Here is a 12,430-nt window from a genome sequence, read left to right as displayed (position 1 = left end):
GAATTATGTCCAAGACTTCCGATCGCATCAATTTGACGAATCAGTTCCTGATCGCCATGCCGAGCATGGTGGATCCGACGTTTTCAGGAACGGTGGTCTATCTTTGCGATCACACCGAGAAGGGCGCGCTCGGCCTCGTCATCAATCGGCCGACCGATATCGATCTTCAATCGCTATTCAATCGCATCGATCTCAAGCTCGAGATCGAGCCGCTCGTCCATTTGCCCGTGTACTTCGGCGGTCCCGTGCAGACCGAGCGCGGCTTCGTGCTGCACGAAGCGGGCGAGGGCGAGCCGTACAGCTCGTCGATGAGCGTGCCCGGCGGCCTCGCGATGACGACATCGAAGGACGTGCTCGAGGCAGTCGCGAGCGGCAAGGGCCCCGAGCGCTTTTTGCTCACGCTGGGTCACGCCGGCTGGGGCGCGGGCCAGCTCGAAGACGAACTCGCGAAGAACGGCTGGCTCACGGTGGAAGCCGATCCGCGCATCATCTTCGACGTGCCCGCCGAAGACCGCCTCGAAGCAGCGCTCTCGCTGCTCGGCGTGTCGCGCTCGATGTTGTCCGGCGAAGCAGGGCACGCATGAGCCGCGAAGCCACGCTGCTGGCATTCGATTACGGCGAGAAACGCATTGGTGTCGCCGTAGGCAATACGCTCACGAAGCACGCGCGTGCGCTCGCCACGCTGGAAAACCGCAATCGCGAATATCGCTTCGTCGAAGTCGGCAAACTGCTCGATGAGTGGAAACCCGACGCCGTGGTGGTCGGCATGCCGATGCATCCCGATGGCGCACCGCACGAAATGAGCGCGCTCGCGAAGCGCTTCGGCAATCAGTTGAACGGCCGTTTCAACGTGCCCGTGCAATGGGTGGACGAGCGCTACTCGTCCGTCGACGCCAAAGCCGAGCTGCGCTCGCGCGGCGTGCGCACCAACGCGCGTGGCCGCTTCGACGAAATCGACGCCGAAGCGGCCCGCGTCATCCTTCAACAATATCTCGACGGACTTGCCGACGATCATGAGTTCCATTGACGCCGAGGCGCTGTACCGCGCGCTCGTCGACCAGATTCGGGCCGCGTACGGACCATCGCTTGCCGCGCCGGATGGCGCCGTGCTGGCGGGCATCTACAGCGGCGGCGTGTGGCTCGCCGAGCGGCTCGCGAAGGATCTGAACGCGCCGCACTTCGGCGTGGTGAACGTGGCGCTGCATCGCGACGACTACGCGAAGAAGGGCCTGCACAGCCAGGCGCGCCCGACCGAACTGCCTTTCGATGTGAACGGCCGCCGCATCATCCTGATCGACGACGTGCTCTCGACGGGCCGCACCGTGCGCGCGGCGATCAACGAGCTGTACGACTACGGCCGTCCGGCGTCGATCGATCTCGCGGTGCTCGCGGATCGCGGCGGTCGCGAAATGCCGATCGCGGCGCGCTTCACCGGCGGCGCGGTCGAAATGCCCGCGAACGAGGATCTCGTGCTCGCGCGCCGCGACGACCACACGCTCGCCTTCACGACCGAGCCGCGCGCGCACTGACGCGCACATTGCGGCTGCTTTGCGCTTCTTTCCAAAGAAACATCCGGGAACATCATGAACACCGCCAATCAGGGCGCCGCCGTTCCGGGCGCGCCCGCATCGGATAAATTCCGGTACGGCTTTCTCAAAGGCAATCCGCAGCTCACGAAGAACGGCGAGCTGAAGCACTTGCTGACCATCGAAGGGCTGCCGCGCGCCATCGTCACGCATATTCTCGATACCGCCGAGCAGTTCGTGAGCGTGACCGACCGCGAAGTGAAGAAGGTGCCGCTCTTGCGCGGCAAGTCGGTGTTCAACCTCTTCTTCGAAAACTCGACGCGCACGCGCACCACGTTCGAGATCGCGGCCAAGCGCCTGTCGGCGGACGTGCTGAACCTGAACATCAACGCGTCGTCGACGAGCAAGGGCGAATCGCTGCTCGACACGATCAACAACCTCTCCGCGATGCACGCCGACATGTTCGTCGTGCGTCACGCGTCGAGCGGCGCGCCGTATCTGATCGCCGAGCACTGCGCGCCGCACGTGCACGTGATCAATGCGGGCGATGGCCGGCACGCGCATCCGACGCAAGGCCTGCTCGACATGTACACGATCCGCCATTACAAGCGCGACTTCACGAAGCTGCGCGTGGCGATCGTCGGCGATATCCTGCATTCGCGCGTCGCGCGCTCGGACATTCACGCGCTGACCACGCTCGGCGTGCCGGAAGTGCGCGCGATCGGGCCGCGCACGCTGTTGCCGAGCAACCTCGACCAGATGGGCGTGCACGTCTATCACAATCTCGACGAAGGCCTGAAGGGCGTCGACGTGATCATCATGCTGCGCTTGCAGAACGAGCGCATGAGCGGCGCGCTGCTGCCTTCCGCGCAGGAGTATTTCAAGAGCTGGGGCCTGACGCCCGAGCGTCTCGCGCTGGCCGCGCCCGATGCGATCGTGATGCATCCGGGCCCGATGAACCGCGGCGTGGAAATCGATTCGCAGGTGGCCGACGGTCCGCAGTCGGTGATCCTGAATCAGGTGACCTTCGGCATCGCCGTGCGCATGGCGGTGATGGGCATCGTGGCCGGCAACAGCGACTGAAGAAGACGACATGAAGATCCAGATTCAAAACGGCACGATCATCGACCCGATCGCGGGCACGGAAGAACGCAAGGACGTATTCATCGCGGCGGGGCGGATCGTCGGCATCGGCGCGGCGCCTGCGGATTTCAACGCGGCGAAGGTCATCGACGCGTCCGGGCTGCACATCGCGCCGGGTTTCGTCGATTTGTCCGCGCGGCTGCGCGAGCCGGGCTTCGAGCACAAGGCGACGCTCGAATCCGAAATGGCCGCCGCGATGGCGGGCGGCGTGACGAGCCTCGTGTGCCCGCCCGACACCGATCCGACGCTCGACGAGCCGGGCCTCGTCGAGATGCTCAAGTTCCGCGCGCAGAAGCTGCATCTGGCGCATGTGTATCCGCTCGGTGCGCTGACCATGGGACTCAAGGGCGAGGCCATCACCGAAATGGTCGAGCTGACCGAGGCGGGCTGCGTGGGCTTCTCGCAGGCGGATAACCCGATCGTCGATACGCGCACCCTGCAGCGCGCGCTGCAATACGCGACCACCTACGGCTACACGGTCTGGCTGCGTCCGCAGGACGCGTTCATGTCGAAGGGCGGCGTGGCGGCGAGCGGCGCGGTGGCGTCGCGGCTCGGGCTGTCGGGCGTGCCGGTGTCGGCGGAGACCATCGCGCTGCACACCATCTTCGAACTGATGCGCGTGACGGGCGCGCGCGTGCATCTGTCGCATCTGTCGTCGGCGGCGGGCGTCGAGCTGGTGCGCGCGGCGAAGGCCGAAGGGCTTGCCGTCTCGTGCGACGTGACGATCAACCACGTGCATCTGACGGATATCGACATCGGCTATTTCGACTCGCAATTCCGCCTCGATCCGCCGCTGCGCTCGCAGCGCGACCGCGACGCGATCCGCGCGGCGCTGGCCGACGGCACCATCGACGCGATCTGCTCCGATCACACGCCGCTCGACGACGACGAAAAACTGCTGCCTTTCGCCGAAGCGACGCCGGGCGCGACGGGTCTCGAACTGCTGCTGTCGCTGACGGTGAAGTGGGCGCGCGAGGCGAACGTGCCGCTCGCGAAGGCGCTCGCGCGCATCACGTACGCGCCCGCCGATGTGCTGAAGCTGCCCGCGGGGCGCATTGCGACGGGCGCGATCGCGGATCTGTGCGTGTTCGACGCGGCCGGCGAATGGCGCGTCGATCCGCAGAAGCTGAAGAGTCAGGGGCGCAACACACCGTTCCTCGGCTACGAACTGCCGGCGCGCGTGCGTGCGACGGTCGTCGGTGGGCACGTCGCCTACGAGAGCCGCTGAACATGCGCTTCGTGCTGCGCAAGCTGCGGCTCACGCTCCATTTGCTGTACGGCATGTGGATCGTCGCGAGGCGCTTTCCGCGTGCGTCCGCGAGCGCGCGCGCCGAGCTGAACCGCGCGTGGTCGCTCGAGATGCTGCGGCTCGCGGGCATGAAGCTCGTCGTCCATAACGACGAAGCGCGGCTCGATGCGGGCGTGCTCGTCGTCGGCAATCACATCTCGTGGATCGATATCTACGTGATCAACGCATGGCGTCCGACGCCGTTCGTGTCGAAGGCGGAGATCCGCAAGTGGCCGGTCGTCGGCTGGCTCGCGCATCAACTGGGCACGGTGTTCGTGCAGCGCGAGAAGCGCAGCGACGCGAAGCGCATCATGCACGAGCTGGCGAACCGGCTGCTCGCGGGCGAGATGATGTGCGTATTCCCTGAAGGCACGACCACCGATGGTCAGTCGCTCCTGCCGTTTCACGCGAACATGTTTCAGGCGGCGGTGTCGGCGTCGTGTCCGGTGCAGCCGATCTGCCTGATGTACGAAGATGCACAAGGACGGCAGTCGACCGCGCCCGCGTATATCGGCGATATGTCGCTCAACGATTCGCTGAATGCGCTGTTGAGCGCGGGGGCGCTCACCGCGCATCTGTACGTGTGCAATCCGCTTGCACCGGGCGCCGACCGGCGGTTGCTCGCGAGCGAGGCGCAGGCTTGCGTCGACGCGGCGCTTCAGTGCATGCGCGGTGCGCCGGCGGTCGCGAGCGGCGCGCACGTCGCCGAAGCGGTGGCTACTTCTTCATCGAGCAGCTCACCTGCGTGAGCACGCGCTGCGCGGGATCGGCGGTCATACGCACCGCCGACAGCTTGTTGCCCCACACGCAGCCCGAATCGAGACACAGCACGTCATCGCGGATCATGAGGCCGAGCGCGGCCCAGTGGCCGAACACGATCGTCACGTCCTGCGTGCGGCGGTTCGGCGCGTCGAACCACGGCATGTAGCCGGGCGGCGCGGCATCGGGGCCGCCGTTATTGGCGAACTCCATCGCGCCTTCGGAGGTGCAGAAGCGAATGCGCGTCAGCGCGTTGTAGATCACGCGCAGGCGATCCGCGCCCGTGAGCGAATCCTCCCAGCGATGCGGCTCGTTGCCGTACAGAGCCGCGAGCGTCTCCTTCCAGTTCGGGGCGCGCAGTGCCTGTTCGAGTTCGTGCGCGAGTTCCATCGTCATCGTCGCGTCCCATTGCGGCAGCACGCCCGCGTGAACCATCAGGATGCCGTTCTCGAAATGCGCGACTGGCTTGTGGCGGACCCATTCGATGAGATCGGCGGCGTCGGGTGCGGCGAGGATTTCATCGAGCGTGTCGCCTTTCTTCGGCTTGCGCAGACCGGCGGCGACGGAAAGCAGATTCAGGTCGTGATTACCGAGTACGACGGTCGCACGTGAGCCGAGCGCGATGATCTCGCGCAGCGTCTCCAATGATTTCGGGCCCCGGTTGATGAGGTCGCCCGCGAACCAGAGCGGTGTGCCGGGCTCGGGTGCGGCCTTCTTCAGCAGACGCTGGAACGGATCGCAGCAGCCCTGGAGATCGCCGAAGACGAGCGGAGCGAAGGAGGCGTCGATGCTGGAGGTCAGGGCGTCGGTCATACAATGGGACAAGCCGCGCAACCGGCTCGGAATGAGAGTAATCGGGCATTATGAAACAGACGGTGAATACTCGTATGTTCATAAAGACATGTTTGATTTTTCGACGGTTACACGTCGAAACGTATGCAACGATGAAACGCCAGCTGTATCAATCTGTTAGGCGAGTGGTTTTCGCATGGGCTGGCCTTATAATTAGCGGTTGTCCAAACGGCGGTGAGTGGGATGCGTCGGTCGATGTTCCCGACTCGTTACCCGTTTGTGTAAATAATTCCCACATATAGAACTGGCGTCGTGCCGGCGATTTGCGCGAACGCAAACAGAGAGGGCTATTCATGATTCTCGTGACGGGCGGCGCCGGTTTCATCGGCGCCAATTTTGTACTGGATTGGCTCAATGGCTCCGACGAGCCCGTTCTGAACGTCGACAAGCTGACCTACGCAGGTAATCTGGGAACGCTCAAATCGCTCAAGGACGACGCCCGCCACGTGTTCGAGCGCGCCGACATCTGCGATCGCGCCGCCATCGATGCCTTGCTCGCGAAGCACAAGCCGCGCGCCATTCTGCATTTCGCGGCGGAAAGCCATGTGGACCGCTCGATTCACGGCCCGGCCGATTTCGTCCAGACGAACGTAGTCGGCACGTTCACGCTGCTCGAAGCCGCGCGGATGTACTGGTGCAAGCTGCCCGAAGACGAGAAGCAGGCATTCCGTTTCCTGCACGTGTCGACGGACGAAGTGTTCGGCTCGCTCTCGGCCACGGACCCGCAATTCTCGGAAACCACGCCGTACGCGCCAAACAGCCCGTATTCGGCGACGAAGGCCGGCTCCGACCATCTGGTGCGCGCGTATCACCATACGTACGGCCTGCCCGTCGTGACGACCAATTGCTCGAACAACTACGGGCCGTACCAGTTCCCCGAGAAGCTGATCCCGCTGATGATCGCCAACGCGCTCGCGGGCAAGCCGCTGCCCGTGTATGGCGACGGCCAGAACGTGCGCGATTGGCTGTACGTGGGCGATCATTGCTCCGCGATCCGCGAAGTGCTCTCGCGCGGCACGCCCGGCGAGACCTACAACGTCGGCGGCTGGAACGAGAAGAAGAACCTCGAAGTCGTGCACACGCTGTGCGACCTGCTGGACAAGGCGAAGCCGAAGTCGAGCGGTTCGTATCGCGATCAGATCACGTATGTGAAGGATCGCCCGGGCCATGATCGCCGCTATGCGATCGATGCGCGCAAGCTCGAACGCGAGCTTGGCTGGAAGCCGGCGGAAACGTTCGAGACGGGTCTCGCGAAGACGGTTCAGTGGTATCTGGATAACCAGGCGTGGGCGGACGAAGTGGCTTCCGGCGAATACCGGAAATGGGTCGAGACGAACTACGCGCAGCGCGCGTGAGGGGCTGACCATGGCGCGCAAGGGCATCATTCTCGCCGGAGGTTCCGGCACGCGGCTTTATCCGATCACGCACGCGGTATCGAAACAACTGCTGCCGGTCTACGACAAGCCAATGATTTACTACCCGCTGTCCACGCTGATGATCGCGGGCATTCGTGACGTGCTCGTGATTTCGACGCCGCAGGACACGCCGCGCTTCGAGTCGATGCTCGGTGACGGCAGCCAGTGGGGCATGAACATCCAGTACGCGGTGCAGCCGTCGCCGGACGGGCTCGCGCAGGCGTTCATCATCGGCAAGGAATTCGTCGGCAATGACCCGTCGGCGCTGATTCTCGGCGACAACATTTTCTACGGTCACGATCTCGCGAAACAACTCGAAGCCGCCAGCGCGCGCACCGATGGCGCGACGGTGTTCGCCTATCACGTTCACGATCCCGAACGCTACGGCGTGGTCGAGTTCGATCGCGAGTTCCGCGCATTGTCGATCGAAGAGAAGCCCGCCAAGCCGCGCTCGAACTACGCGGTGACGGGTCTTTATTTCTACGACAATCAGGTGTGCGACATCGCGGCGGACATCAAACCATCGGCGCGCGGTGAACTCGAAATCACCGATGTGAATTCGCGCTATCTCACGCTGAAGAAGCTGGATGTCGAGATCATGGGGCGTGGCTATGCGTGGCTCGACACGGGCACGCACGATTCGCTGATCGAAGCGGCGACCTTCATCGCGACGCTCCAGAAGCGGCAGGGGCTGGTGGTGGCGTGTCCTGAAGAGATCGCGTATCGCAAGCGCTGGATCGGCGAGGAGCAGTTGCTCGAACTTGCGAAGCCGCTCTCGAAGAACGCTTACGGTCAATATTTGCTCAATCTTCCCAAGGACCAAGTCGCATGGCCATCCAGGTAACCGCTACCGCGCTGCCCGAAGTCAAGATCATCGAGCCGAAGGTGTTCGGCGATGCGCGTGGTTTCTTCTATGAGAGCTTCAACGCGCGCGAGTTCGCGGAGCACGTGGAAAGCGGCGTCGAGTTCGTGCAGGACAATCACTCCCGTTCGGCGAAGGGCGTGCTGCGCGGGCTGCATTATCAGATCCAGCACGCGCAGGGCAAACTCGTGCGCGTGGTGGAAGGCGAAGTGTTCGATGTCGCCGTGGATATCCGCAAGCGCTCGCCGAACTTCGGCAAGTGGGTGGGCGTGAATCTTTCGGCGGAGAATCATCGGCAACTGTGGGTGCCGCCGGGATTCGCGCATGGTTTCGTCGTGTTGTCGGAGACGGCGCAGTTTCTCTACAAGACCACGGACTACTGGTATCAGGCGCACGAGCGCAGCATCGTGTGGAACGATCCGGAAATCGGCATCGAATGGCCGATCGACTTCGAGCCGCTGCTCGCCGCCAAAGACGCGGCGGGCAAGCATCTGTCCGACGCCGAGTGTTTCGAGTGAGCGACGCGATGACAAACCGTGATCAGCGAACCATTCTGCTAACCGGCGTCAACGGTCAGGTGGGCTTCGAGCTCGCGCGCAGTTTGCAGGGTCTCGGCAAGGTCGTCGCACTTGACCGCAGCAGGCTCGATCTCGGCGATCTCGACGCAATCCGTAAGGTCGTGCGTGAGGTGAAGCCGTCGCTGATCGTCAATCCGGCGGCTTACACGGCGGTCGACAAGGCGGAAAGCGAGGTCGAAGCAGCAATGCGCGCCAACGGCGAAGCGCCTGGCGTGCTTGCGGAAGAGGCAAAGCGCCTGTCGGCCGCGCTGGTTCATTATTCGACCGATTACGTATTCGACGGCACGAAAGACAGCCCCTATGTCGAAGAAGACGCGGTAAATCCGCAGAACGTCTACGGCAAAAGCAAGCTGGCGGGCGAACAGGCGATCGCCGCATCGGGCTGCGATCATCTGATTTTTCGCACGAGCTGGGTATACGGCGCTCGCGGCAAGAATTTTCTTCTCACGATGCTGCGGCTCGGCGCTGAGCGCGACGAACTGAGCGTAGTCGCGGATCAGATCGGCGCGCCGACATGGTCGAACACCATCGCGGCGCTGACGGCGAACGTGTTGGCGCAGGCGGTGTCCGCCGATGATGGCTGGTGGTCCGGGAAGTCAGGCGTGTACCACCTCACGGCAGGCGGTTCGACCTCATGGCACGGCTTCGCGGAAGCGATCTTCGAGAAATCGTCGCTCGCGAAGAAGCCGGCTGTGAAGCCGATTCCTGCATCGGCTTATCCGACGCCGGCGACGCGTCCCGCGAACTCCCGCATGTCGCAGCGCAAGCTCCTCGACGCATTCGGAATCGAGGCGCCGGATTGGCGCGACGCGCTCGATCTGTGCATGAGGGGGCTGTGAGCACAGGAATCAACGTGCCGCGCCCGGGTTCCGTCGTGGTGTTCTATAACCCGGACGCGGCGTGCATCGAACGCGCGAACCGTCTGGCGAAGCACACCTGTTGCGTGGTCGTCGACAACACGCCAGACGTCGATCGTGTCGAAGGGCTCGATCCCGACGTGCACTATCTGCCCAACCGCGACAATCTTGGAATTGCGACCGCGCTGAATCAGGGCATCGAGCTGCTGTTGCGCGAAGGCTGCCGCGCTGCGCTCCTGTTCGACCAGGACAGCGAACCCACGATCGAGCATTTGCAGGCCTTGCCCAGCTTGCTGGCGGAATGGGTCGCGGCGGGAGAGAGAATCGCGATCGTCGGACCTGCCTATGACGATCCGCGGCTCGGCGGCGTGGCGCCCTTCGTGCGCTTCAGGCCGTTTGTGCTCGCGCGCGTGCCCGCGCAAGGCGCTTGCCCGGTGGACGCGGACTTTCTGATCACGTCTGGCTCGTGTCTCAATCTGGATTGCTGGAACGTCGTGGGCCCGATGGAAGATGACCTTTTCATCGACTTTGTCGACCTCGAATGGTGCATTCGGGCGAAGCGCGCGGGGTATCGGCTGGTCGGCGTTCCGTGGATCACCATGGCGCACGAACTGGGCGGTGAGCCTGTGCAGGTCCTGGGGCGAACGTATCCCATGCACAGCCCCGTGCGTCACTATTATCTCTTCCGCAACGCGATTGCGTTGATCGGCCGGGGTTATGTGCCGTGGTCCTGGAAATCGACGGAGCTCGTCAAGATGCCGTTCCGCCTGGTCATCTATTCGATGATGCCCTCCGCGCGCCGCATGCATGTATCGATGGCGTTGCGCGGTCTTCGAGACGGGTTGCGTGGTCGCCTCGGAAGGCTATAGCACGCGGCCATGGTCTCAAGGATGCCCGCATTCCCAACCTGTCAGAGGTAAGTACGAAGATGCAACACGATGACAAGACGACAGTTCGACCCGACGCAGATCGCGAGCCGGTCCGCGCGGGCGACGAATCGTCTTCATTCGACTGGCAGGAACGTTGTGCTGCGCTCGAGAAGAAGCTGAAGGCTACGCAGTCGGACGCGAGAGAGTTGTCGACGCTCCGTAATCGCGTGTTGCAGCTCGAGATCGAACTTGCTGCGTTGCGCGGTTCCCCTTCATGGAGGATAACCGCGCCGATGCGCTCGGTCGTGAGCGCGGGTAACGCGGCCCGTCTGGCGGCCGCGACGATATCGCGACAGGTTCAGTCGCGCGGCGGGGTCGTGCCGGCGGCGCAATACTACCTTTCCGTCATCAGGCGCGAAGGCATGCGCGGTGTCATGGCGCGCCTGCGCCATCTGAAGAGCGGAGCGGGCTTTGCGGACGGCCCGCCGCGCGACGAGGTCTATCACGAGTGGATCGAACGCTACGATTCGATCACGCCGGAGAAACGCGAACAAGTGCGCAAGGGTATCGAAGTACTCGCGCGGCGCCCGAAATTCTCGCTCCTGGTTCCGGCATACAACAGCAACGAGCGGTTTCTGCGGGAGATGATTGCGTCCGTGCGGGATCAGATCTATTCCGACTGGGAACTCTGCATTGCTGACGACGCCTCGACCGATCCGCGCGTGCGCGAAGTGCTGACCGAGGCAGCAGCAGGGGACAGCCGGATCAAACTCGTTTTCCGCGAGACCAACGGTCATATTTCGGAGGCGAGCAACAGCGCGCTCGAACTGGCGACGGGTGAATATGTCGTTTTGCTGGATCACGACGACATGATTCCGCCGCATGCGCTCTACATGGTCGCGCTGTACATCGGTCGTCATCCCGAAGGCCGCATGTTCTACAGCGACGAAGACAAGCTCAACGAGCAGGGCAAACGCACGACGCCTTATTTCAAGAGCGACTGGAACCCGCAGTTGTTCCTGACGCAGAACATGTTCTCGCATCTGGGCGTCTTCGAGATGGCGCTCGTGCGCGAGGCAGGCGGGTTCCGCAAGGGCTACGAAGGCAGCCAGGACTACGATCTTGCGCTGCGCTGCGTCGAGATCGCGGGTGACGCGCGGGTCATCCATATTCCGCACGTGCTCTATCACTGGCGCATCGTGCCGGGCAGCACGGCCGGTAGCGGCTCCGAAAAGCCCTATGCCCTGATCGCTGCGAAGCGCGCCATCGAGGATCACCTGGCGCGCGGCGGTATCGACGCGGTCGTCGACCAGCCGTACGAATCACTCGGTATCGTGCGCGTGCGCTATGGCCTCGGGCGGCATCCGCTCGTCTCCATCGTCATCCCGACGCGCGACGGCCTGGCGCTCACGAAGCAGTGCATCGACAGCGTGCTTGCCGAAACGCTCTATCGTGAATACGAGATCATCGTGGTCGATAACGGCAGCGTGAAACCGGAGACGCTCGCCTATTTCGACGAGATCGCCAGCAAGAAGGGCATTCGCGTGATTCGCGACGATTCTCCCTTCAACTTTTCGGCGCTGAACAACCGCGCCGTGCGCGAGGCGAAGGGCGAGTTCGTGTGTCTTCTGAATAACGACATCGAGGTCATCTCGCCCGACTGGCTGAACGAGATGGTTGGCATTGCTGCACAGCCCGGCATTGGCGCGGTGGGCGCGTGCCTGTGGTATCCAAACGACATGCTCCAGCATGGCGGCGTGCTGATCGGCCTGGGCGGGGTTGCGGGGCACATGCATCACAACATGAGGCGCGGTCTGTTCGGCCATTTCGGACGCGCGGTGTCCATGCAGAACCTCTCGGCCGTGACGGCAGCCTGCCTCGTGGTGAAAAAGTCTGTGTACGAGGAGGTCGGCGGCCTGAACGAAGAGCTGGCGGTAGCATTCAACGATGTCGACTTCTGCCTGCGTCTCGTCAAGGCGGGTTATCGCAACGTCTGGACACCGCACGCCGAGCTCTACCATCATGAGTCGGCGACGCGCGGCTCGGACATGGATGCGGACAAATATCAGCGCTTCGTTGGCGAGGTTCGCTGGATGGAGAAGGAATGGCACGGGTGGCTCGAAAACGACCCGGCGTACAACCCGAATCTCTCGCTTAGCGGCCAGGCTCGACCCTTTACGCTGGCTTTTCCGCCGCGTTTGGAACAGTTTGAGTAACGGCCCCGTATGGCCCGGTGGCGGGCTATGCACATGTTAATATAACCAGTTAATTTTTCGGACCG

13 protein-coding genes are annotated in these 12,430 nt (G+C 63.3%); 12 read left to right on the top strand and 1 reads right to left on the bottom strand.

The features are described from left to right. The first annotated feature begins 5 nt into the window (after positions 1 to 5). The 6 genes from AWB80_RS21475 to AWB80_RS21450 are packed head-to-tail and all read left to right on the top strand — an operon-like array spanning position 6 to position 4,706. Positions 6 to 584: a YqgE/AlgH family protein gene (locus AWB80_RS21475; RefSeq protein ID WP_061176673.1), complete on the top strand. Its 579-nt coding sequence runs from the start codon at positions 6 to 8 to the stop codon at positions 582 to 584. Beyond that, entirely contained in the window at positions 581 to 1,027 is a 447-nt protein-coding gene (gene ruvX, locus AWB80_RS21470) for a Holliday junction resolvase RuvX (protein ID WP_061176672.1), read from the top strand. The genes AWB80_RS21475 and ruvX overlap by 4 nt, the downstream gene beginning before the upstream one ends. Continuing rightward, complete coding sequence (pyrR, locus tag AWB80_RS21465) at positions 1,014 to 1,529, top strand: bifunctional pyr operon transcriptional regulator/uracil phosphoribosyltransferase PyrR (protein ID WP_061176671.1); 516 nt, start codon at positions 1,014 to 1,016, stop codon at positions 1,527 to 1,529. The genes ruvX and pyrR overlap by 14 nt, the downstream gene beginning before the upstream one ends. 54 nt (positions 1,530 to 1,583) lie before the next feature. Next, on the top strand, positions 1,584 to 2,609 hold the full coding sequence (locus AWB80_RS21460; RefSeq protein WP_061176670.1) for an aspartate carbamoyltransferase catalytic subunit: 1,026 nt from the start codon (positions 1,584 to 1,586) through the stop codon (positions 2,607 to 2,609). Between the two features lie 10 nt (positions 2,610 to 2,619). Then, positions 2,620 to 3,897: a dihydroorotase gene (locus AWB80_RS21455; RefSeq protein WP_061176669.1), complete on the top strand. Its 1,278-nt coding sequence runs from the start codon at positions 2,620 to 2,622 to the stop codon at positions 3,895 to 3,897. A 2-nt stretch (positions 3,898 to 3,899) separates the two neighbouring features. Then, positions 3,900 to 4,706 carry a lysophospholipid acyltransferase family protein gene (locus AWB80_RS21450; protein ID WP_061176668.1) on the top strand — a complete coding sequence of 269 codons (807 nt, stop codon included), beginning with the start codon at positions 3,900 to 3,902 and terminating at the stop codon, positions 4,704 to 4,706. Here AWB80_RS21450 and AWB80_RS21445 read toward each other — a convergent pair. Then, positions 4,675 to 5,529, bottom strand: coding sequence for a symmetrical bis(5'-nucleosyl)-tetraphosphatase (locus tag AWB80_RS21445; RefSeq protein WP_061176667.1), 855 nt, complete (start codon positions 5,527 to 5,529; stop codon positions 4,675 to 4,677). The genes AWB80_RS21450 and AWB80_RS21445 overlap by 32 nt on opposite strands. A gap of 332 nt (positions 5,530 to 5,861) precedes the next feature. On the opposite strand from AWB80_RS21445, the gene rfbB reads away from it, so the two are divergent. From rfbB to AWB80_RS21415, 6 genes are all read left to right on the top strand, one after another. Then, positions 5,862 to 6,923, top strand: coding sequence for a dTDP-glucose 4,6-dehydratase (gene rfbB / locus AWB80_RS21440; protein ID WP_061176666.1), 1,062 nt, complete (start codon positions 5,862 to 5,864; stop codon positions 6,921 to 6,923). Positions 6,924 to 6,933: 10 nt separating this feature from the next. Then, positions 6,934 to 7,827, top strand: a complete 894-nt coding sequence (gene rfbA / locus AWB80_RS21435; protein WP_061176665.1) for a glucose-1-phosphate thymidylyltransferase RfbA — start codon at positions 6,934 to 6,936, stop codon at positions 7,825 to 7,827. Further along, entirely contained in the window at positions 7,812 to 8,363 is a 552-nt protein-coding gene (gene rfbC, locus AWB80_RS21430; protein WP_061176664.1) for a dTDP-4-dehydrorhamnose 3,5-epimerase, read from the top strand. Before rfbA ends, rfbC begins: the two co-directional genes overlap by 16 nt. Positions 8,364 to 8,371: 8 nt before the next feature. Continuing rightward, entirely contained in the window at positions 8,372 to 9,262 is an 891-nt protein-coding gene (gene rfbD / locus AWB80_RS21425; RefSeq protein WP_061176768.1) for a dTDP-4-dehydrorhamnose reductase, read from the top strand. Next, positions 9,259 to 10,149: a glycosyltransferase family 2 protein gene (locus tag AWB80_RS21420; RefSeq protein WP_244206644.1), complete on the top strand. Its 891-nt coding sequence runs from the start codon at positions 9,259 to 9,261 to the stop codon at positions 10,147 to 10,149. Before rfbD ends, AWB80_RS21420 begins: the two co-directional genes overlap by 4 nt. A gap of 293 nt (positions 10,150 to 10,442) precedes the next feature. Next, a complete protein-coding gene (locus AWB80_RS21415; RefSeq protein ID WP_061176767.1) occupies positions 10,443 to 12,365 on the top strand; it encodes a glycosyltransferase family 2 protein in 1,923 nt (640 codons plus the stop codon). Positions 12,366 to 12,430: the final 65 nt, after the last annotated feature.

Origin of the sequence: Caballeronia pedi, assembly GCF_001544915.2 — a bacterium.
GTDB lineage: Bacteria > Pseudomonadota > Gammaproteobacteria > Burkholderiales > Burkholderiaceae > Caballeronia > Caballeronia pedi.
This window is presented reverse-complemented; position numbering and strand designations above follow the sequence as displayed.